Origin of the sequence: Metabacillus idriensis, from assembly GCF_050483325.1 — a bacterium.
In the GTDB taxonomy this organism is placed as follows: domain Bacteria; phylum Bacillota; class Bacilli; order Bacillales; family Bacillaceae; genus Bacillus_P; species Bacillus_P idriensis_A.
In genome coordinates this window covers 18,975-40,758 of the sequence record NZ_JBCMYF010000016.1, presented here as the reverse complement: position 1 = coordinate 40,758, position 21,784 = coordinate 18,975, and the positions used below count along the sequence as shown (strand labels likewise).

The 21,784-nt window shown below is 43.5% G+C and carries 24 protein-coding genes and 2 tRNA genes; 22 read left to right on the top strand and 4 right to left on the bottom strand.

Annotated elements, in window-relative coordinates:
- The first annotated feature begins 212 nt into the window (after positions 1-212).
- From ABEQ24_RS10605 to tsaD, 7 genes are all read left to right on the top strand, one after another.
- Positions 213-289, top strand: a tRNA-Met gene (locus tag ABEQ24_RS10605).
- A gap of 3 nt (positions 290-292) precedes the next feature.
- Positions 293-368: transfer RNA gene (locus ABEQ24_RS10600), tRNA-Asp, on the top strand.
- 236 nt (positions 369-604) lie between these two features.
- The gene (gene thiL / locus ABEQ24_RS10595; protein WP_430006768.1) at positions 605-1,588 is read left to right on the top strand and encodes a thiamine-phosphate kinase; all 984 of its coding nucleotides are present in this window, start codon (positions 605-607) and stop codon (positions 1,586-1,588) included.
- Positions 1,589-1,597: 9 nt separating this feature from the next.
- Complete coding sequence (tsaE, locus tag ABEQ24_RS10590) at positions 1,598-2,071, top strand: tRNA (adenosine(37)-N6)-threonylcarbamoyltransferase complex ATPase subunit type 1 TsaE (protein WP_430006767.1); 474 nt, start codon at positions 1,598-1,600, stop codon at positions 2,069-2,071.
- On the top strand, positions 2,052-2,741 hold the full coding sequence (gene tsaB, locus ABEQ24_RS10585; protein WP_430006766.1) for a tRNA (adenosine(37)-N6)-threonylcarbamoyltransferase complex dimerization subunit type 1 TsaB: 690 nt from the start codon (positions 2,052-2,054) through the stop codon (positions 2,739-2,741). The genes tsaE and tsaB overlap by 20 nt, the downstream gene beginning before the upstream one ends.
- Before the next feature lie 13 nt (positions 2,742-2,754).
- Positions 2,755-3,216 (top strand): ribosomal protein S18-alanine N-acetyltransferase, encoded by a 462-nt coding sequence (gene rimI, locus ABEQ24_RS10580; RefSeq protein ID WP_430006765.1) that lies wholly within the window; start codon positions 2,755-2,757, stop codon positions 3,214-3,216.
- The gene (tsaD, locus tag ABEQ24_RS10575) at positions 3,213-4,232 is read left to right on the top strand and encodes a tRNA (adenosine(37)-N6)-threonylcarbamoyltransferase complex transferase subunit TsaD (protein WP_430006764.1); all 1,020 of its coding nucleotides are present in this window, start codon (positions 3,213-3,215) and stop codon (positions 4,230-4,232) included. The genes rimI and tsaD overlap by 4 nt, the downstream gene beginning before the upstream one ends.
- Positions 4,233-4,477: 245 nt before the next feature.
- Here the strand turns inward: tsaD and ABEQ24_RS10570 are convergent, their stop codons facing one another.
- Positions 4,478-6,394 carry an ABC-F family ATP-binding cassette domain-containing protein gene (locus ABEQ24_RS10570; RefSeq protein WP_430006763.1) on the bottom strand — a complete coding sequence of 639 codons (1,917 nt, stop codon included), beginning with the start codon at positions 6,392-6,394 and terminating at the stop codon, positions 4,478-4,480.
- Between the two features lie 153 nt (positions 6,395-6,547).
- Here ABEQ24_RS10570 and moaC point away from each other — a divergent pair, with 153 nt between their 5' ends.
- From moaC to tatC, 4 genes are read left to right on the top strand one after another with little or no spacing between them, the layout of a single operon-like run.
- The gene (moaC, locus tag ABEQ24_RS10565; RefSeq protein ID WP_430006762.1) at positions 6,548-7,063 is read left to right on the top strand and encodes a cyclic pyranopterin monophosphate synthase MoaC; all 516 of its coding nucleotides are present in this window, start codon (positions 6,548-6,550) and stop codon (positions 7,061-7,063) included.
- Entirely contained in the window at positions 7,060-7,701 is a 642-nt protein-coding gene (locus tag ABEQ24_RS10560; RefSeq protein ID WP_070875293.1) for a redox-sensing transcriptional repressor Rex, read from the top strand. The genes moaC and ABEQ24_RS10560 overlap by 4 nt, the downstream gene beginning before the upstream one ends.
- Positions 7,702-7,718: 17 nt before the next feature.
- Positions 7,719-7,895 carry a twin-arginine translocase TatA/TatE family subunit gene (locus tag ABEQ24_RS10555; RefSeq protein ID WP_070875292.1) on the top strand — a complete coding sequence of 59 codons (177 nt, stop codon included), beginning with the start codon at positions 7,719-7,721 and terminating at the stop codon, positions 7,893-7,895.
- Between the two features lie 18 nt (positions 7,896-7,913).
- The gene (gene tatC, locus ABEQ24_RS10550; RefSeq protein WP_430006761.1) at positions 7,914-8,663 is read left to right on the top strand and encodes a twin-arginine translocase subunit TatC; all 750 of its coding nucleotides are present in this window, start codon (positions 7,914-7,916) and stop codon (positions 8,661-8,663) included.
- A 254-nt stretch (positions 8,664-8,917) separates the two neighbouring features.
- Here tatC and ABEQ24_RS10545 read toward each other — a convergent pair whose 3' ends face one another.
- Entirely contained in the window at positions 8,918-9,115 is a 198-nt protein-coding gene (locus tag ABEQ24_RS10545) for a YdiK family protein (protein WP_430006760.1), read from the bottom strand.
- Positions 9,116-9,117: 2 nt separating this feature from the next.
- Entirely contained in the window at positions 9,118-9,849 is a 732-nt protein-coding gene (locus ABEQ24_RS10540; RefSeq protein ID WP_430006759.1) for a CPBP family intramembrane glutamic endopeptidase, read from the bottom strand.
- Positions 9,850-10,143: 294 nt separating this feature from the next.
- Here ABEQ24_RS10540 and groES point away from each other — a divergent pair, with 294 nt between their 5' ends.
- The 11 genes from groES (at position 10,144) to ABEQ24_RS10485 (ending at position 20,978) form a co-directional block, all read left to right on the top strand.
- Positions 10,144-10,428, top strand: a complete 285-nt coding sequence (gene groES, locus ABEQ24_RS10535; protein WP_430006758.1) for a co-chaperone GroES — start codon at positions 10,144-10,146, stop codon at positions 10,426-10,428.
- Between the two features lie 50 nt (positions 10,429-10,478).
- Positions 10,479-12,107 (top strand): chaperonin GroEL, encoded by a 1,629-nt coding sequence (groL, locus tag ABEQ24_RS10530; RefSeq protein WP_309194664.1) that lies wholly within the window; start codon positions 10,479-10,481, stop codon positions 12,105-12,107.
- Between the two features lie 299 nt (positions 12,108-12,406).
- Positions 12,407-14,008, top strand: coding sequence for a DcuS/MalK family sensor histidine kinase (gene dcuS / locus ABEQ24_RS10525; RefSeq protein WP_430006757.1), 1,602 nt, complete (start codon positions 12,407-12,409; stop codon positions 14,006-14,008).
- Entirely contained in the window at positions 14,005-14,712 is a 708-nt protein-coding gene (locus ABEQ24_RS10520) for a response regulator (protein ID WP_430006756.1), read from the top strand. Before dcuS ends, ABEQ24_RS10520 begins: the two co-directional genes overlap by 4 nt.
- Positions 14,713-14,847: 135 nt before the next feature.
- Positions 14,848-16,173: a 2-hydroxycarboxylate transporter family protein gene (locus ABEQ24_RS10515; RefSeq protein WP_430006770.1), complete on the top strand. Its 1,326-nt coding sequence runs from the start codon at positions 14,848-14,850 to the stop codon at positions 16,171-16,173.
- Between the two features lie 30 nt (positions 16,174-16,203).
- A complete protein-coding gene (locus tag ABEQ24_RS10510; RefSeq protein WP_430006769.1) occupies positions 16,204-17,394 on the top strand; it encodes an NAD(P)-dependent malic enzyme in 1,191 nt (396 codons plus the stop codon).
- 502 nt (positions 17,395-17,896) lie between these two features.
- A complete protein-coding gene (locus ABEQ24_RS10505) occupies positions 17,897-18,217 on the top strand; it encodes a PadR family transcriptional regulator (RefSeq protein ID WP_133313908.1) in 321 nt (106 codons plus the stop codon).
- 44 nt (positions 18,218-18,261) lie between these two features.
- Complete coding sequence (locus tag ABEQ24_RS10500) at positions 18,262-18,615, top strand: DUF1048 domain-containing protein (RefSeq protein WP_430006755.1); 354 nt, start codon at positions 18,262-18,264, stop codon at positions 18,613-18,615.
- Between the two features lie 128 nt (positions 18,616-18,743).
- Positions 18,744-19,505, top strand: coding sequence for an ABC transporter ATP-binding protein (locus ABEQ24_RS10495; protein ID WP_430006754.1), 762 nt, complete (start codon positions 18,744-18,746; stop codon positions 19,503-19,505).
- Positions 19,506-20,255, top strand: a complete 750-nt coding sequence (locus ABEQ24_RS10490; protein ID WP_430006753.1) for an ABC transporter permease — start codon at positions 19,506-19,508, stop codon at positions 20,253-20,255. It begins immediately after the preceding gene.
- A gap of 399 nt (positions 20,256-20,654) precedes the next feature.
- On the top strand, positions 20,655-20,978 hold the full coding sequence (locus ABEQ24_RS10485; protein WP_430006752.1) for a hypothetical protein: 324 nt from the start codon (positions 20,655-20,657) through the stop codon (positions 20,976-20,978).
- Positions 20,979-21,175: 197 nt separating this feature from the next.
- Here ABEQ24_RS10485 and ABEQ24_RS10480 read toward each other — a convergent pair whose 3' ends face one another.
- On the bottom strand, positions 21,176-21,664 hold the full coding sequence (locus ABEQ24_RS10480) for a hypothetical protein (RefSeq protein ID WP_430006751.1): 489 nt from the start codon (positions 21,662-21,664) through the stop codon (positions 21,176-21,178).
- Between the last annotated feature and the right edge of the window lie 120 nt (positions 21,665-21,784).

Below are 21,784 nucleotides of genomic sequence, written 5' to 3'. Positions count from 1 at the left end.
AGGACGTTGCCAGGCAGTATCAATTATATATTTTATCAATGAGTATAAAAGCTCAAAGATGTATATTACTATCGCGGGGTGGAGCACTATCGAATCAACTTCTTCGAATCAGCTTCAGCGTACTGATTGAGCCGCACCTTGGCTAAGCTTTCTGAAATCAGGACGGTCTACGCAATCAATGAGCATAAAAGCTCAAAGATATTTATTACTATCGCGGGGTGGAGCAGTCTGGTAGCTCGTCGGGCTCATAACCCGAAGGTCGCAGGTTCAAATCCTGTCCCCGCAACCAAATGGTCCCGTGGTGTAGCGGTTAACATGCCTGCCTGTCACGCAGGAGATCGCCGGTTCGATCCCGGTCGGGACCGCCATTATTACATAAACGACAACGAAACTACGTGTTTCGTTTTTTTTATGCATTTTTTAGGGTAGACTGTTAAAGAAACTTGGACAAACTAGATAGATGCGATACACTTGATAAAAGGGATCAATCCTTAGAACTGCATGGTTCTAAGGTTTTTTTATAAATCTTTCCATATGGATTTTTCAGGTAGCAGACTGTCTGAGGCTGCATCTGACTTTTATGACAGAAAAGGCGGTGCAGCACATGACCATTGAAGATGAATTTCATTTTATAGATAAAATCAGGCAAAGTAAAAATCGCCAGCCGGAATTAATAGAAGGCATAGGAGATGATGCTGCGCTCTATCAAGCTAAAGCTGATCATTTAGAAATTGTATGCGCGGACACCATGACTGAAGGCGTTCATTTTCTCAAAGGAGCTTCTTCTCCAAAGGATATCGGCTATAAAGCTGTGGCTGTCAATATTAGTGACGTTGCAGCTATGGGCGGTATTCCAAAGTACTATCTTGTCACTATTGCTGTGCCTAAAACCTGGTCTGAAGAGGAATTAGTGGAGCTCTACGCAGGGATGGATGAGATCGCTGCTATATACCGCATGGATCTGATCGGCGGAGATACGGTTTCAACCTCAGATAAGCTTGTAATTACGGTTACGGTCATAGGAGAAGTTCAGAAAGGGAAACAGCGTTTGAGAAAGGATGCCCGTCCTGGTGATGCGATATTTGTAACAGGCACAATTGGCGACTCAGCTGCAGGGCTTCATATTCTGCTTGGAAACGTCTCAGTTCATGGAGAAAACGATTCTGAATTTCTTGTGAATCGCCATAAGCGTCCAGTGCCGCAGGTTAAAGCAGGACAGCTTATGTCTTCCGCTGAGCGCATTTCATTGAATGATATCAGTGATGGTCTCGCAAGTGAACTAAATGAAATATGCGAAGCAAGCTGTGTTAAAATGGTCATAGAAAAAGACCTTGTTCCACTCAGTGATTCACTGCGTTCTTTACATTCTGAGCAGCTCGATGAGTGGATTTTATATGGCGGGGAAGATTTTGAGCTGGTTGGCACTGTACCTCTCGCAGCATTTGACCTACTTCAAATGAAGTGCAGCGAAGAAGGCATTTCTCTAACAAGGATTGGACATGTAGAAGCTGGCTCATCTGAGGTGCTGCTCCTGCATAATGGCAAAAAAACAAAGCTCAAAAAATCTGGATACAATCATTTTAAGTAAGGTGAGTATATGACAAAGCATACAGTGAAAACAAATAGCTCTGAGGAAACAACGAAGCTTGCAATCAGGCTTGGTGAACTTGTGAATCCTGGAGATGTGATTACATTAGAGGGCGATTTAGGAGCCGGGAAAACTACGTTTACGAAGGGTTTAGCAAAAGGCATCGGAATCCAAAAAAACGTAAACAGCCCGACATTTACGATTATGAAGGAGTACAGGGATGGGAGGCTCCCTCTTTACCACATGGATGTATACAGAATGGAAGACAGCGATGAGGATTTAGGATTTGATGAGTTTTTTGAAGGAGAGGGTGTCACTGTGGTTGAATGGGCGCATCTTATTCAGGATCAGCTTCCTCCAGTTCGCCTTGATATTCGTATACTTCGTGTAGAAGATGAGTCACGTGAAATTATCTTTGAACCTATCGGGGATCACTATATTGGTTTATGTAAGGAGCTTATAGATGAAAGCAATCGCGATTGATACGTCCAATTTGACACTTGGTGTGGCCATAGTGGAAGACAGCAAAGTGATTGGAGAATATGTAACAAACATTAAGCAGAATCATTCGGTCCGGGCAATGCCTGCTGTTGAATGGCTTATGCAGGAATGCGGAGTTAAACCAGGTGAACTGGATCGTGTCATTGTTGCGGGAGGGCCTGGATCCTATACCGGCCTCAGAATTGGTGTCAGCATTGCTAAAACACTTGCATGGACGTTAAACATTCCCCTTTCAAGTGTTTCAAGTCTTGAGGTGCTTGCAGCTGGCGGAAGTTATTTTAATGGTTTTATCTGTCCGATTTTTGATGCCCGGCGCGGTCAGGTGTATACCGGACTGTATGAGTATGCAGATGGGGAGCTTATGAAAAGAAGAAATGATCAGAATCTCCTGCTGTCTGACTGGCTCTTAGAATTAAAAAAGGAAGAGAAGCAAATTCTTTTTATCGGGAATGATGTCAGCCTGCATCTGCAGTTAATTATTGAAATGCTTGGTGATCAGGCAGTGATTGCAAGTATGACCGAACATAATCCAAGACCAGCCATGCTTGGAAAAATCGGTTTGATGAAAGAGCCTGAGGATATACATACCTTCGTGCCGAACTATATCCGCTTAGCAGAGGCGGAAGTTAAGTGGCTCGAACAACAGAAATAAGTGGGTGAGAAGGTTGAAACAGGAACAGGATACAATCAGAATTAGGCTTATGAATGTTGATGACATTAATGATGTTTACGAAATTGAAACACAATCCTTTGCAACACCTTGGCTGAAGGAATCCTTTCATAATGAATTGACTCAAAATCATTTTGCCAAATACCTTGTTGTAGAATTTGACCAGAAAATTATCGGCTACTGCGGACTGTGGATCATAATGGATGAGGCTCAAGTAACGAACATTGCTGTTTTGCCTGGCTATAGAGGGAACAAGGTGGGGGAAACACTGCTGAAGCAGGCCATCGGAATGGTGAAGGAATATGGAGCAGGGAAAATTTCTCTGGAAGTGCGCGTCTCAAATCATGTTGCGCAATCTTTGTACACCAAGCTCGGTTTTCAGCCTGGCGGAATTAGAAAACGGTATTATACTGATAACGGGGAAGATGCGTTAGTAATGTGGGTGAATTTAAAATGACTGGAAAAGATCAATATATATTAGGAATAGAAACGAGCTGTGATGAAACAGCTGTATCGATCGTGAAAAACGGGCGGGAAATCATTTCGAATGTTGTAGCTTCACAAATTGAAAGCCATAAACGTTTTGGCGGCGTTGTACCTGAGATTGCGTCAAGACATCATGTTGAGCAGCTGACACTTGTGCTTGAAGAAGCGATGCAGCAGGCTGAAATGACATTTAAAGACCTAGATGCCATCGCAGTTACGGAAGGCCCGGGCCTTGTTGGAGCGCTATTGATTGGAGTCAATGCGGCAAAAGCGCTGGCATTTGCCCACCAGCTGCCATTAATAGGCGTTCATCATATTGCAGGTCATATCTATGCAAACCAGCTGATCTCGGAACTGCAGTTTCCTTTGCTTTCGCTTGTTGTATCAGGGGGACATACTGAACTTGTTTATATGAAAGAACATGGATCATTTGAAGTAATCGGAGAAACGCTTGATGATGCTGCAGGAGAGGCGTATGACAAAGTGGCAAGAACGCTTCATCTGCCTTATCCGGGTGGACCTCATATTGACCGGATGGCAGCGGAAGGATCTCCTGTCATCAATTTACCGAGAGCCTGGCTTGAACCGGATTCTTACAACTTCAGCTTCAGCGGTTTGAAATCAGCTGTCATCAATACTCTTCACAATGCAGAACAGCGTGGTGAAGTCATTGATCCCAATGATTTAGCGGCAAGCTTTCAAGCGAGCGTGATTGAAGTTCTTGTCACAAAGACAGCATCAGCTGCTGAGAAATATAAGGTAAAGCAAGTTCTTCTTGCTGGAGGTGTAGCAGCCAATCGCGGTTTACGGGCAGCTTTAGAAGAGAAGTTTAAAGAATTTCAGGATGTAGAGCTGCTGATTCCGCCATTATCTCTATGTACAGACAATGCTGCGATGATTGCAGCTGCAGGAAGCGTCCTTTTTGAAAAAGGACATAGAGGAAATTTGAGAATGAATGCGAATCCTGGACTGGAACTGCCTAGTTAATATGTTGTATTAACATGTTATCCACATACCGTCTAATAACATCTTTTCGCTTATAGAAAAGCTTGTGGAATAAGCATTGGATAACTTGTGGACATTGTGGATAAAAAAGCGTTATTTTGTGGATAATGTGAATAAAAGAGTGGAAACCTTATGAATTAAGATTCTTTTATGTGGATAACTAAAAAACTCAGTGCCGTCATCGGCACTGAGTTTTTTTGATTCTTTCAATATATGTGTATAAACTGTTAATCCTCTTGAAGCTGTTCCCATTCATTCATTAAATGTTCGACTTCTTGTTGATAACCATCGTTTTCGGTGTTGATTTCCTGCACTTTCGTATGATTTTGATAAATATCCGGATCACATAAAAGCTCTTCATTCTTCTCAATCTGCTGTTCAACGAACGAGATTCGCTCTTCTACTTCCTGCAATCTTCTTTGTTTTTGTCTTGCCAGTTTTTTTGCTTCTTTATCTTGTTCATAGGACAGCTTGTTTTGATTTTCTTTAGGCTTCAGATCAGGGACTGCGTCAAGTGCTGCAAGCTCCAGCTGTTCTGCCTTTTTAGATTGATAATAATCATAGTCGCCCAGATATTCATAGACGCTGTTTGCTGATAGTTCATATACTTTGGTCGCAATGCGATTAATGAAATATCGGTCGTGGGAAACAAATAGGATTGTGCCCGGATAATCTATCAAGGCATTTTCCAGAACTTCTTTACTGTCAAGATCGAGATGGTTTGTCGGCTCATCAAGAATGAGCAGATTCGCCTTTTGAAGCATAAGCTTGGCAAGAGCAAGTCGTGCTTTTTGTCCGCCGCTTAAAGTTGATACATTCTTTAAAACATCGTCGCCTGAAAATAAAAAATTGCCGAGTACGGTACGGATTTCTTTTTCAGCAAGCATCGGATATTCATCCCATAATTCATCAAGAACGCGTTTGTTTGAAGTTAAATTTGCCTGCTCCTGATCGTAATAACCAATCTTCACTCCTGAACCTATTTCAAATGCCCCTTTAAATGGGACCATCTTATCAATGATTGTTTTTAGAAGCGTAGATTTGCCTACTCCATTTGGACCGACAAGAGCAATGCTGTCACCTCTTGAGATGGAAAAAGAAACGTTTGAGATGATTGGCTGCACACCATCATATGAAACGGCTATATCCTTGGCTTTCAGCACATCGTTTCCGCTTTGTTTTTCAATATCAAAACGGAAGTGAGCTGATTTTTCATCGCCTTGAGGCCTGTCCATCAGTTCCATGCGGTCCAGTTTTTTTCTGCGGCTTTGAGCGCGTTTTGTAGTAGACGCCCTGGCCATATTCTTTTGGATAAAATCTTTCAGCTTCGCAACCTCATCCTGCTGTTTTTCGTAGAGTTTTAATTCACGCTCATAGTTTTCAGCGCTTTGCTCTAAGTAGCGGCTGTAGTTTCCTGTATATTTCAAACTGGTGTTTCTTGAAATTTCGTAGACCTGATTTACGACTTTATCTAGAAAATAGCGGTCATGGGAAACGATTAAAATCGCTCCGCTGTAGCTTTGCAGATATTGCTCGAGCCAGGAGAGTGTTTCAATGTCCAGGTGATTCGTCGGCTCATCCAGCACTAATAAGTCAGGACTTGTCAACAGCAGCTTGCCAAGTGCAAGGCGCGTTTTCTGGCCGCCGCTCAGACGCTGGATAGGCGAAGAGGCATCGAAATCAGCGAAACCCAGACCGTGAAGTACAGAACGGATATCCGCTTCATATTGATAGCCGCCTTTTTCTTTAAACTCAATTTGCAGACGGTCGTATTCTTTCAGGTATTGGTCAAATTCGCGCTGTGCGGGATCTGTACTCGCCATTTTTTGCTCTAAATCACGCATGGATTGTTCCATATCCTTTAAAAACTGAAACACAGAAACCATCTCATCCCAAATCGATAGACTGGATTCGAGTCCCGTATCCTGAGCAAGGTACCCGATGGAGACACCTTTTGGTTTGATGATCTCCCCGGATTCGTAAGAAAGCTGACCTGCAATAATTTTGAGCAGGGTTGATTTTCCGGCGCCGTTGCGGCCGACAAGAGCAATTCTATCCCTGGTTTGAACTTCAAGTTTGATATTCGATAATATAAGATCAGCTGCAAAATATTTCGTCAGCTGGTTAATTTGTAGCAAAATCATGTATTTTCACCTCAGGCTATGATAGTTTAAGTGTAGCTTATAGAAGAGAGAGCCGCAATGATTGTAGCTTTCAGGGAGCAGACATTTGTCACAATAAGTAAAAAGACAGATTTGTAAAAATAGTGTATAGTCTAGTATGAGGGGCGTTAAAAGATGTCAAATTTTACTCATTTTAACCAGCAGGGCAGAGCCAAGATGGTTGATATATCGGACAAGCATGATTCTGTACGCACCGCTGTAGCTGTTTCAAGCGTTGTCATGAAAGAACATGTATATGAACAAATTGTAAATAATAAGCTCCAAAAAGGGGACGTGCTGGCTGTTGCCCAGGTAGCAGGCATCATGGCCGCCAAAAACACATGGAACATCATTCCCATGTGCCACCCGATTCCGCTTAAAGGAATTGATATTGAATTTGAGTGGAAAAAAGAGAACGGTCTTTTCCATCTGATGATTGCTGCTTCAGTGAAAACATCAGGAAGTACGGGTGTGGAAATGGAAGCGCTAACTTCTGTTTCAGTCTGTGCCCTGACCGTGTACGACATGTGTAAAGCACTTGATAAAGGGTTAATCATCGGACCTGCCTATTTATCTGTAAAAACTGGCGGGAAAAGCGGAGATTATACACGAGACGAACCTGTAGCTTTGAATGTGGGGGATAGAATGTGAACAACATCGAACAATCGAAAATTCCGCAAGCTACTGCTAAGCGCTTGCCTTTATACTACCGTTTTTTAAAAAATCTTCATGCATCAGGAAAGCAGCGTGTTTCTTCAGCAGAGCTGAGCGATGCGGTAAAAGTGGATTCTGCAACGATCCGCAGGGATTTTTCTTACTTTGGAGCTCTTGGCAAAAAAGGATATGGGTATAATGTTAATTATCTTCTGTCTTTTTTCAGAAAAACGCTCGATCAGGACGAAGTGACAAAAGTCACCTTAATAGGTGTCGGTAATTTAGGCACAGCCTTTTTGCATTATAATTTTACTAAGAATAATAATACGTTAATCTCACTTGCCTTTGATGTCGATGAGAAAAAGATCGGCACTGAAATTGGTGATGTGCCTATTTATAATCTGGATGATCTTGAGGAGCACCTTCCTGATGATGTGACCGTAGCGATTTTAACGGTTCCGGCACAGGCTGCCCAGCCCATTACGGACAGGCTGATTGCAAAAGGAATTAAAGGGATTCTGAATTTTACTCCGGCACGGTTAAATGTACCTGAAGAAATACGGATTCATCATATTGATCTTGCAGTAGAACTGCAATCACTCGTGTACTTTTTGAAACACTATCCTAACGCTTAAGAATTGAGGTGAATGATATGCCTACTATCGGTTTTGGAAGTTTATTGCTGATTGTTTTTGCTGCACTTTTAATCTTCGGGCCAAAGAAACTGCCTGAGCTTGGAAAAGCGGTTGGAAATTCATTGCGTGAATTTAAGCATGCAACGAAGGGTTTAGCGGATGATGATGAAGATAAAAAGAAAGAAGAGAAGTAAGATAGGATGAAAGCTGTCATGAAACAAAACGAAATGTCGGTTTTCGATCACATTGCCGAGCTGCGGAAAAGGCTGATCATTACGGTTTTTTTCCTTTTCATCTCTGTGATCGCCGGCTTTTTATTAGCAAAGCCGATTATCATCTATTTACAGCATACAAATGAAGCTCAGAACTTAACGCTGAATTCATTCCGAATGACCGATCCGCTTATGGTCTATATGCAATTTGCGTTTATTATTGCCTTTATTATTACATCTCCAATTATTCTTTATCAGCTGTGGGCATTCATTAGTCCGGGTCTCTATGAAAAAGAAAGACGGGTCACGCTGAGCTATATTCCAATCTCCATTGGACTGTTTCTTGCCGGCATAAGTTTCTCGTACTTTTTGCTCTTTCCATTTGTCGTGGATTTCATGGAGGGAATCTCCAATGACTTAGAGATTAATCAAGTCATTGGCATCAACGAATACTTTCAGTTTTTAATTCAGCTGACAGTGCCGTTTGGACTGCTGTTTCAGCTTCCGGTTGTCATCATGTTCTTAACGAGGCTAGGCATTGTAACACCGATGTTCCTCTCTAAAATCAGGAAATATGCGTACTTTGCCCTTCTCGTCATTGCTGCGCTGATTACACCGCCGGAGCTTGTGTCGCATCTTATGGTTTCCGTGCCGCTGTTTATCCTTTATGAAATAAGCATTGTTGTCTCCAGATTTGCTTACCGCAAGGCGCAGCGCACACAGTTTGAAGAGGCAAATAAAGAAGGGTGATCCTGTTAATAGGATCACCCTTCTTTTTATTTGACTGTTTTCGCATAGATTGTTGTTTTTCATTACAAATGTTGCCCGTTCCTTGCAGCGAGAGGAACTTGCTTTCCGCGGGGAGCATGGGAGCCTCCTCGGCGTTGCCTGTGGGGTCTCCCAATTTGCTCTATATCCCGCAGAAGTCAAGTTCCTTCCGCTGCAATCCACTAAGGGTTTTTAACATTTAGTCTAATAACAACAATATTTACGAAAAGAGCCTTTTATTTCTTCTTCGTTTTCACTTTATAAGAAAGATTAAACATTCTAAATGCTACTCCAAGATCAAACGTAGCGATTAACATAAGCAGGATTGTCGGAAACGTCCAGATCCCGCTTTCTGAACTGTTTATGGCAAGATAGGTAAACAGAATACCCATTGCCAAGTAAAAGACTCCCATAGAAATTGGGCTAGTTCTCATGCTTACATGCCTCCAAAAATAAATTGCATTTGTTCTGCCTTTTTCATCATTTCCTCAAGCTGCTCCCGGTTTGATTGCAGAATGACGACAAACGTATTCATCGCAACATGGGCAAAAATAGGTACCATGAGGCGTTTCGTTTTTACATATAGAAAAGCAAACACAAACCCCATGGATCCATAAAGAAGAAGATGCTGAGGTTCACCGTGAACAAGTGCGAATACGATTGAACTGATCAGTGCGGACAAAAAGAAATTCAGGCGCTGATACAATGCGCCGAATAAAATTTTTCTGAAAATGATTTCTTCCAGGATCGGGCCGATGATGGAAGTGACGACTATAAGCAAAGGCGTTACCTTCAAGACTTCCATGATGACCTTTGTATTTTCTGATTCACCTTCAATGCCAAATACCTGAATTTCTATATTAGCGGCAATCACTTGAACAGACAGCGCCATGAACACTCCGCCTGCAGCCCATAAAATCGATGGACCGGCGGGGGCGGCATCGCCCCTTAAATCATTGCTTTTATAATGGCTGCGAAGAAGAAGCAGGACGATCACAAAAGCTGCTGCAAAACTGAATACCGTCCAATAGCCCGATGCTGTTATCTGCGCCATGCGCATCGATTCGTCGTCACCGACGCCAAGCTTAAGCAGAAGCGGAATGCCAAGAATGCCTGAAAACTGCATGACGATATATGTCAAAATAATAAGCCAGTATTCTTTCTTCAAATGAACGACTCCTTTAACTTGCCGGATGTTTATGTCCGTAAAAGCATAATTTCAGCTAGGCATAATTGTACCATAAATATGAGCGGATGTAGGAAGATAACGCCTTTAGGGTATGCCGGAATGGCTGTAAACATGTGAAATCGGCATAAGGAAAAGGATTTCAATTTTTTTTAACTTATTACTTGAATTTGAATGAGAGATTATATAATATAGTACTTGTGTTAGCACTCAAGACATATGAGTGCTAATAAAATGAAAATTTAAATTAATGAAATCTTGAGGAGGTTGTTTCACTTGTTAAAGCCATTAGGTGATCGTGTCGTAATTGAGCTTGTACAATCTGAAGAAAAAACTGCTAGTGGGATCGTACTGCCGGATAGTGCGAAAGAAAAACCGCAAGAAGGTAAAGTAGTGGCAGCAGGTACTGGTCGTGTGCTTGACAACGGTGAGCGTGTTGCTCTTGAAGTTGCAGAAGGCGATCGTATCATCTTCTCAAAATACTCTGGTACAGAAGTGAAGTATGAGGGTTCTGAATACTTAATCTTACGCGAAAGCGACATTTTAGCAGTTATCAGCTAATTTATAAATTTCCAATATCATAGAACATCATTCTTAGGAGGTAATGGAACATGGCTAAAGACATTAAATTCAGTGAAGACGCTCGCCGCGCAATGCTGCGCGGGGTTGATGCACTTGCTAATGCAGTTAAAGTTACGCTTGGACCAAAAGGACGCAACGTGGTTCTTGAAAAGAAATTCGGTTCACCGCTTATTACAAATGACGGTGTAACAATTGCTAAAGAAATCGAACTTGAAGATGCATTCGAAAACATGGGTGCAAAGCTTGTTGCTGAAGTTGCAAGCAAAACAAATGATGTTGCCGGTGACGGAACAACAACTGCAACGGTTCTTGCTCAGGCAATGATCCGCGAAGGTCTTAAAAACGTAACAGCTGGAGCTAACCCAATGGGTATCCGCAAAGGAATCGAAAAAGCTGTTGTCATTGCAACAGAAGAATTAAAAGCGATCTCTAAACCAATCGAAAGCAAAGAATCGATTGCTCAAGTAGCTGCGATTTCTGCTGCTGACGATGAAGTAGGCCAATTGATTGCTGAAGCAATGGAGCGCGTTGGAAACGACGGCGTTATCACAATTGAAGAATCTAAAGGCTTCACAACTGAGCTTGAAGTAGTTGAAGGTATGCAATTCGACCGCGGATATGCATCTCCTTACATGGTTACTGATTCAGATAAAATGGAAGCTGTCCTCGACAACCCATACATCTTAATCACTGACAAAAAAATCACGAACATTCAAGAGATCCTGCCTGTATTAGAGCAAGTTGTTCAACAAGGCAAGCCTCTATTATTGATTGCTGAAGATGTTGAAGGTGAAGCATTAGCTACATTAGTAGTGAACAAACTTCGCGGAACATTCAATGCAGTAGCTGTTAAAGCTCCTGGATTCGGCGACCGCCGCAAAGCAATGCTTGAAGATATCTCAGTTCTTACTGGCGGAGAAGTGATCACTGAAGATTTAGGCTTAGATCTTAAATCAGCGAACATCACTCAGCTTGGCCGCGCTTCTAAAGTTGTTGTAACAAAAGAAAACACAACAATCGTTGAAGGTGCTGGAGAGTCTGACAAAATTGCTGGCCGCGTGAAACAAATCCGTGCTCAATTAGAAGAAACTACTTCTGAGTTCGATAAAGAAAAATTACAAGAACGTCTTGCTAAATTAGCTGGCGGTGTAGCAGTTATCAAAGTTGGTGCTGCAACTGAAACAGAATTAAAAGAGCGCAAACTTCGCATTGAAGATGCCCTTAACTCTACTCGCGCTGCAGTAGAAGAAGGTATCGTATCAGGCGGTGGTACTGCCCTTGTAAATGTATACAACAAAGTAGCATCAGTAGAAGGCGAAGGCGATTTCGCAACAGGCGTAAACATCGTATTGCGCGCTCTTGAAGAGCCAGTACGTCAAATCGCACACAACGCTGGTCTTGAAGGCTCAGTTATCGTTGAGCGCTTAAAGCATGCTGAAGTAGGCACTGGATTCAACGCTGCAACTGGTGCATGGGTAAACATGATCGAAGCTGGTATCGTTGACCCAACGAAAGTAACTCGTTCAGCTCTTCAAAACGCTGCATCTGTAGCGGCTATGTTCTTAACTACTGAAGCAGTAGTTGCAGACAAGCCAGAAGAAAACGCTCCTGCAATGCCTGATATGGGCGGCATGGGTGGAATGGGCGGCATGATGTAATTAATTTACATTATTCTATAAAAAAACGCGAAACCTCCTGGGTTTCGCGTTTTTTATAGGGGAAATTTAAAGTGGACGTTTGTTGAACTTACAAAAAACTTTATTAACGAATTAAGTCATATCTATAATGGATTAAAAAGTATCCGGGGATTAAATGTTATTACAAAACATCATTGCAAGGATCAACCTTTTGTTTTCAAGAACCGGAAGAAAGAGATAGTGGAAGACTTCGTGATTTTTATGCGAAACTAGTGATAATATGCAAGTAGCTATAGAGGCGAAACATCCGGGGTGAAACGATGAAAAAAGGAAAATGGAGTCTTCAGGCAACGATTACGGTATTTGTCTGTGCTGTTGTTGCTCTGTCTCTTTTAGTTACCAATTTGCTTGTAACGAATATGGTAACGGAGAATGTTGAGATGAATCAGGAGGAAAAGGCGGGAAATGTAGCAAGGATAATGGCAGAAACTCCGCTGATTATTGACGCGCTGGACGGAAGGGGAGATAAGGCAGCAGTACAGAACTTCGCCAACAAAGTCCGAAAGGCTTCGGGTGTTCAATTTGTCGTTATTATGGATATGAAGGGGACTCGGCTTTCCCACCCTGATTCTGCAGAGGTAGGAAAACGGTTTGTCGGCGGGGATGAAGAGGAAGTGTTACGAGGTAAAGAGTATACCAGCATATCAGAGGGGACACTTGGACGATCGCTCCGGTCTTTTACTCCAATTTTTAACGCAGAAGGAAAGGAAGTCGGAGCTGTTGCTGTTGGGATCTCTCTTGAAGAGGTAAATGATGCGGCGAAAAGGAGCCGGGATAATGTACTTACCGGAACGGTTCTCGGAATTCTGGCTGGAATTGCAGGAGCGGTCTTCCTTGCTAAGTACATCAAAAAAATTCTGTTCGGACTGGAGCCATTTGCTATTGCCAAGCTTCTTCAGGAGAGGAGTGCCGTTCTTCAATCTGTCCGGGAAGGGGTCATTGCAGTAGATCAGGACGCTAAAATTACTCTTGTTAATAAAGCGGCCGAAAAGCTCGTGCACAAGGCGGGGCTGACTGCTCAAAATCCGGTAGGCAAGGACATCAATAACTATATGCCTTCTTCCACCTTAAAGCGGGTGCTGCAAACCGGGAAGGCGGAACTTGATGAAGAGCAGGAATTAAAAGGCATCACGCTTCTCACAAACAGGGTGCCGGTTATCTTGGACGGGAAAACAGTCGGGGCGGTTGCGACGTTCCGGGATAAAACGGAAATCAGCCAGCTTGCCGAGCAGCTTACAGGTGTGAGGCTTTATGCTGACGCCCTCAGAGCTCAATCACACGAATTTATGAATAAACTGCATGTTATTTTGGGGATGGTTCATATGAAGCATTATGATGAACTGGCTGGCTATATCAGCCGAGTCGTGGGGCATCATCAGAGCGAAATCGGTTCAATTTCAAGAAAGATAAAGGATCCGGTACTGGCCGGCTTTTTAATTGGCAAGGTCAGCAAGGCGAGGGAAGAGGGGGCAGAGCTTGTCTACTCAACCGGTTATCCGGTTCCTGAAGGAGGGGAACACCTCACACACGAGCTGATTACCATTATAGGAAATTTAATTGACAACTCGCTTGCAGCCGTTGAAAATTCGGCGCACAAAAAGGTCAGCGTTCATTTTGACTATTGTGATGAAATATTGACAGTAGAAGTGAAGGATACAGGGAAAGGAATGAGTGAAGACATTCAAAGCCGTATATTTGAAAAAGGCTTTTCTACGAAAGGCAGTGACCGCGGGATTGGTTTGTACTTAGTCCGTGAGAGTCTTGCAAGGCTTGACGGGGACATGGAGATTCTATCAAAAGAAGGAAGGGGAACGAAAGTGGCTGTTTACATACCATACGAAAATAAAGGTGAGACTTTATGACCAGGGTAATGATTGTAGAAGATGATCCGATGGTGGCGGAGTTTAATAAACGATATCTGGCCCAATCCGGAGGGTTCCAGCTGACAGCCGTCTGTACCTCGGTTGGAGAAGCTATACAAGAATTGGAAAAAACAGATGTAGACCTGATGCTGCTGGACATTTTTATGCCGGGAAAAAGCGGGCTCGATCTTTTGGCATACATTCGGGAAAAGAAGAAGGAAATTGATGTCATTGTCATATCTGCAGCCTCTGATATGGGCCGCGTGCAGAAGGCTCTGAGGCTTGGTGCGGTGGATTATTTAATTAAGCCTTTTGAATATGAACGGTTTCACGAAGCGCTTTCGGCATACCGGGAAAAGGCTTCTTTTATCCGGAAGCAGCAAGTTCTTAGCCAGAAAGACCTGGATGAGCAGCTGCTTCGCAAAGAGGAGCGTCATTTTCAGGAGGACCTTCCGAAAGGGTTAACAAAGGATACACTTAAAATTACTTGGGCAGCTATCCGGGAGCTTGAAGCTGATCATTTTTCGATAGATGACATGGTCAGCATGGTGGGAATTTCCCGCGTATCGGTCCGGAAATACCTTAAGTTCCTAATTGATGCGGGAGTACTGAATGTAAAGGTCAGCTACGGAACGATTGGAAGACCAGTATACCAGCATGCGGTTAATCAATCCAAAATCCACATCATGAACCAGTATATGTAAGCGGATTTTCTCCGCTTGCTTTTTTTAGTTTTATAAACGCTTTCATAAGTTTCATAAACTAGGATTCTCCGGTTTTCTCTCCTATGATAGGGAAAGAAGAGACAGGAGGTTATTCCTTTGAAATCAGCCAACGCAATGAAAACGCTTCCTTTTGAAGCGGAACAGCAAAAACGAAAAAGCTTGTGGTACAAATTCAACCAAATTAAAGTCGGAGTCATTCCGCTGCCGGTTTACCTTGTAATAGCTCTCATTGTCTACGCAGCTGCTGTGAACAACGAGCTTCCTGCCGACATGATTGGAGGATTTGCCCTTATTATGGTCATGGGTATTCTGCTTGGCGACCTGGGCATGAAAATACCTATTCTAAAGAGCATTGGCGGACCTGCCATTCTGGCGCTCCTGGTTCCGTCCATTCTCGTATTCTATGATGTGTTGAATCCTGCTTCAATGGAAGCAGTCACCACCTTGATGAAAACATCCAACTTTTTATATCTTTATATTTCAATTCTTGTAGCAGGAAGTATCCTTGGCATGACGCGGAGCCTCCTGATTCAAGGGTTTATGAGGATGTTTGTCCCGCTCGTCCTTGGAACGCTGGCATCTGTGGCAGCGGCCATGCTAGTCGGGTCTCTGTTCGGCTACAGCATGAAGCACACATTCTTTTTTATTGTCGTGCCAATCATAGGCGGGGGAATCGGGGAGGGTATTCTCCCGCTGTCACTTGGCTATTCTCAGATTCTCGGGGGAACGCCTGAAAGCTATGTATCTCAGATGATTCCCGCAGCAGTGATCGGCAACATTGCCGCTATCATCTGTGCAGGCCTGATGAAGAATCTTGGAGAACGCAGGCCGGACCTGACTGGGAACGGCGTCTTAGTGAAATCGAAAGATGGGAACATTTTTAGCGAAGATGAGTCTAAATCCAAAAAGATCGACTTTTCGCTAATGGGAGCCGGACTTCTGATTGCTTGCACTTTCTTCATTTTCGGAGGACTGGCGCACAAATTCCTCGGAATTCCGGGACCGGTGCTGATGATTGTCGCGGCAACCCTCGTGAAATGCTTTCAACTCCTCCCGGCTAAGATGGAGCAGGGGTCGTTCCACTTGTACAAATTCATTTCAACCAGCCTGACATGGCCGCTGATGGTGGGACTTGGGATCCTGTATATTCCACTTGAGGATGTCGTGAAAATCGTAACGCCTGGATACATTTTAGTCTGCTTCAGTGTTGTTGTGGCTATGGTGACAACTGGTTATTTTACAGGAAAGCTGATGAAAATGTATCCGGTCGACTCTGCAATTGTTACAGGCTGCCACAGCGGTCTTGGCGGAACTGGCGATGTGGCTATTCTGTCAGCTTCAAACCGGATGTCGCTCATGCCATTCGCGCAGGTGGCAACCAGACTCGGAGGGGCATCAACAGTCATCATAGCTATCCTGCTTATGAAATTACTCGGTTAAAAAAGGAGATTGTAAACATTGAATGAAGCAATGATACGAGAAAAAGCGCTTAAGCTCCATCAGGATCTGGCGGGGAAAATAGAGATTACAGGAAAAATGGAGATTCAATCATCTAACGATTTAAGCCTGGCATACACACCTGGCGTAGCAGAGTCATGCCGCATTATTGCGGAGAACAGCGCAGAAGGTTATAGCCTGACAGCGCGCAGCAACATGGTCGCCATCGTGACGGACGGAACAGCCGTACTTGGAATGGGGGATATTGGCCCTGCCGCCGCAATGCCGGTAATGGAAGGGAAGTCTATGCTTTTTAAGCAATTCGGAGGAGTGGATGCTTTCCCGATCTGTCTGGCGGAAAAAAATCCAGATGAAATCGTGAAAATCGTAAAAGCTCTTGAACCAACTTTCGGAGGTATAAACCTTGAGGATATTGCAGCCCCGCGCTGCTTTGAAATCGAAGAGAGGCTGAAGAAGGAGCTGAACATACCGGTTTTCCACGATGACCAGCACGGAACCGCGATTGTTGTCTACGCTGCATTGATAAATGCACTGCGGCTTGTGAAGAAAAGACAGGAGGAAATCAAGCTTGTGCTGAACGGAGCAGGATCTGCTGGCATTGCCATTGCAAAACTCCTCATTAAAGCAGGCATACAAGACATCACCCTGGTCAGTCTTGAAGGAATTCTCTGTCCGGGAGAGGAATGGATGGATTCTAGCCAGGCAAAAATCGCAGAGGCAACAAACCATACAAGAATCCGGGGAACATTGAAGGATGCGATTACCGGGGCCGATGTGTTCATTGGTGTATCCGGTCCGGGTGCTCTAACTGGAGAATTAGTTCAAACGATGAATCGGGACGCCATCGTACTGGCACTTGCCAATCCGACCCCTGAAATCTTCCCTGAAGAAGCACTGGCTGCAGGTGCAGCGGTCGTCGGCACCGGCCGTTCCGACTTCCCGAACCAGGTAAACAACGTTCTCGCATTCCCTGGAATTTTCCGTGGTGCCCTTGACGTCCGGGCTTCCGACATTACAATGGAAATGAACCTCGCTGCAGCCCGCGCTATTGCGGAGCTTATTTCTGAAAGCGAGCTAAACCCGAATTATATTATTCCGGATGCTCTAGATCCAAGAGTTGCCTCATGCGTTGCTGCGGCTGTAGGAGAAGCTGCGGTTTCTTCCGGTGAGGATATAGTTGGAGAGCTTCAGGAAGTCAGATAAAGAAGTCACAAAAGCCGGCGAAGCCGGCTTTTTTCGTTTCAGATCATCATCCAACAAGTCCGAAATAAACATCCTTCACGTATTTTCTCACTAAATCAGGAGTTTACATCCTGATTTCCGACAGAAATAAAACGACAGCCGGCAATTAAAAAGAGCAGCTCCAGAGGCAGATAAGGATGCTTCTCATAAGTTAATCAAATTTGCAGGGTGCTGTTTTTATATGGCTCTTTTCGTAAAAATTGTTGTTTTTAGACGAGATGATAAACTATAAGTGGATTGCAGCGGAAAGGAACGGGCAGCATTATTAATCAAAAACAACAATCAATGCGAAAACAGCCTTTTATATTTACTCCGTGATGGTGAATACCGGAAATAAATTTTTACAAATAGTTGACACCATCACTACTTAGTAATACTATATATAAGTAGTAAGCAATACTGAATAGATAAATGCTTTTTATACAGGGCTTATAAGTCAAACAAAACAAAGGAGGTTCTCAACATAGAAAATTTAACGGAAATGCTGAAGGGTTCGCTTGAAGGGTGCGTGCTGGAAATCATCAGCCGTCATGAGACATATGGCTATGAGATTACCCGCCGTCTGAATGAACTCGGGTTTACTGAAGTAGTGGAAGGGACAGTCTACACCATCCTAGTGCGATTAGAAAAGAAGAAACTGGTGAACATTGAAAAAAAACCGTCGGATATGGGACCCCCGCGGAAATTTTATTCACTTAATGAAGCTGGCCGGGAGGAACTAGACCTGTTTTGGAAAAAGTGGGATTTTGTATCTGCAAAAATCAATGTCCTGAAGTCCAATTAGCAGGATAAACATTTAATATGCTTTATAAAAAGGAGGAAAACTGCATGATGGAATGGTTTAGAAAAATGATAGGTGATAAAAAAGAATACAGGACGATGATGGCACGGGTTGAAGCTCTCCCTGAGGATTATCAGTTTGTCTTTAAGAAAATTCAAAATTACATGTGGAGTTTCTCGGCAGGCAGCGGGATGGATATGCTGTATATCCAGTATGAGCTGATCGAATTGTTCGAAAGCGGAGCGGCGGAAGGCAGACAGGTGCTCGAGATCACTGGGGAAGACGTAGCGACATTTGCCGATGACCTGGTGGCATCCGCGAGAACGTATACAGCTAAACATCGTGAAGATTTAAATCAGAGTATCATGAAGCGATTGGGAAAAGAGAAGTTTAATAAATAATTTTGACTGAATAGCTGGTTTAATAGCCGCTTTTGCTGTTCAGATATTTTTTACATCAGTAGTAAGTGATACAGAATATAAGTCTCACTAAATAGTGAGTGCAGTTCATAAAATAAGGAGGAAAAAGGATGAATCAAACTGCCATTTCTGTCAAAGGGTTAAAAAAATCCTTCAAAGACAAAGAGGTTTTGAAGGGTGTGGATTTTGAAGTGCGGCGCGGAGAAATTTTCGCACTGCTGGGTTCGAATGGAGCGGGGAAGACAACTGCGGTTAACATTCTCTCGACGCTTATGAAAGCTGATGACGGCGAAGCATGTATTTGCGGCTTTGACGCAATGCGGCAGCCGGATCTTGTGCGGCAGAGCATCAGCCTGACAGGTCAGTTCGCAGCTTTGGACGGCATGCTCAGCGGACGTGAAAACATGATTCTGATTGCCAGGCTCCGCGGAGTTTCCAATCCTGCCCAAGTCGCAGACAATTTGCTTGAAAGATTCAGTTTGACCGATGCGGCCAGCCGCCGTGCCGATCACTATTCCGGAGGGATGAAGCGCAGGCTTGACATTGCTATGAGCCTAATAGGGACGCCTGCCGTCATTTTTCTTGACGAGCCGACAACAGGGCTTGATCCAGAAGCGAGGAAAGGAGTCTGGGATACCGTCAAGGAGCTTGCGGTAGGCGGTACGACGATTTTACTGACAACGCAGTACTTGGAGGAGGCGGAACAACTGGCTGATCGTATTGCCATTCTTCATGGGGGGAAAATCATCACCACCGGTACTCTTGCTGAACTCAAGGAAATGTTTCCGCCGGTGAAAGTGGAGTACATTGAGAAGCAGCCGACATTGGAGGAAATCTTCCTCGCAATCACAAGTAAAAAGGAGGAGATGTAAATGAAGAGCAATACAGGTGTATTATTGGGTCGACTGCTGCGCAATATGATGCGCAGTCCGGATACCATTATTACTGTGGCGATTACGCCGATTATGATGATGCTGCTGTTTGTCTATGTATTTGGCGGTGCCATAGAGACTGGCACAGACAGCTACATCAATTATATGCTGCCGGGAATTCTGCTGATTACGATCGCATCCGGGGTCGCTTACACTTCTTTGCGGCTGTTTACGGATGTGAAAAGCGGTCTAATGGCACGTTTTATGACCATGCCAATTAAGAGGTCGTCGGTATTGTGGGCTCACGTTCTGACTTCGCTCGTTTCCAATGCTCTTACTGTCTTGGCGGTTATCTTTGTTGCGCTCCTGCTTGGCTTCCGTTCCGGCGCGGATATCCTGGGCTGGCTTGCGGCAGCCGGAATCCTCGTGCTGTTTACGCTGGCACTCACGTGGCTTTCTGTCATTCCGGGATTAAAAGCATCGTCTATGGAAGGGGCGACTGCCTATTCGTACCCGCTGATCTTTCTGCCGTTTATCAGTTCGGCTTTTGTACCCACTGAGACTATGCCGAAAGTTGTCCGCTTATTTGCTGAAAACCAGCCTGTGACTTCAATTGTCAATACACTGCGTGCTCTTTTGTACGAAGGTTCCACTGGAAACGACATCTGGACCGCGCTTGCATGGTGCTTCTGCATCATGGTCATCGCATATTTTTTTGCGAGTAAAGAATTTAAACGGAAGCTGGGGTAACGAACGAAAGTCATTGGCTCTATGTCATATAGAAGGCTGCTCAAACGCTTGGGCAGTCTTTGCACTTTGAATAGGGTCACAAGAAGATTGATTGTAAAAATTCAGTAAATTTCCATTCCTTATATTGACTGTAACTGCAGGAAGTGTAATGATTGAAGCAGGTAAACGAGTCATTTCTCCTATGTGAATCTTCCTATTAAACTTCATAAAATCCTCTCACTGTAAACGATTATAATAGTCTGAACTTTAGAAGCAATCTTCCATTTTTTCAAAAAACCAAAAATAAGCATCGCAAACACTCTTTTTTAAGGAGGTGATTTCATTTGTAAACAAACGTTTAAATGTGAATTTTTAATAGAAATTGCATTCAAAAGTAAATGATCTCAAAGGAGGACGCATATGGGTCACGATATCTCAGGATTTAATAAAGCAGGAGAAGAAATTGCTTACGCACGTTTCAGCATGGGAAATTATAATGCGAGAATCTTGTACGGTTTACTTGGAGCAGATGAATTCAATGCAGGAGTCAGCGGGTCAGGAGGCCACTCCGTTTTTTCTCTGCAGCAGATTGAACAAGCTTTAAACGACTGTCATCACCTATTTAAAAATGAGGCTTCACAGTCAGACGGTTTCAATTGGGATAAAAAACAAATTTCCGATTTTTTATTGAACTGTATGTCTATAGTCAAAAAAGAGGGAAGTGTTTCCGTTTATTTTGGATAAAGACTGTTTAATATCTTTCCCCGATTCGCTTCTTAATTAATCTGCAAACCTATTCCCTCAAAAAGTGTCATTTTCATTTAATGGAACAAATCACATCATTATTGATTTATGTACCGGCAGCAGAATATCTAGCGATACGATTTAAAAAGGCACATGCTCTTACTTCTCATTAAGCAGGAGCATGCGCTTTTTCCTGTTTATGAACACAATACAATCAACCTGTAAGGAACAGTTTGAGCCGGTATACTTTTCGTGGAAGCCCCGTATACAACAACCAAATCACGGTTAGCGGGATTGCCCGTAAAAGCCTGGGCGTTCGTCAGCAGTGCCTGCGTAAAAGGTGATAGATTAAGCTTCAGCTGTCCGTCGCTGCTCACAAGCTGATTATTGAAATAGGATACTTTCACATTTTGATTCTGGTTTTCTTTTACCATGACCAGTGCCCGGAATTGGGGCGGATAGATGAGGGGTACGGGTGCATTTCCGTCATAGTATCCAGTCACCAGGTCTCCGGCAGAAACCATTGCATAGTCGACAAAATAGGTGGAAGGTGACACAATGAAATTTACAGTTGAGCCCGATTGATTTTCTACAGAGAATAGTTTGAAGCAGCCTTCACCATTTTGTCCTGTGTTAAAATCGCTGATTGCTGTGACGATTCCTTGAAATGAATAAAAATTTGTCATACCTCTACCTCCATTGAACAAATGAACATTTAATACACCCTATGTACTTTATGTAGGTAAATACCTAAACGACTGTGCGGATACCCATTAAGGGAAGAAATTAAAAAAGCGTCAAATCTT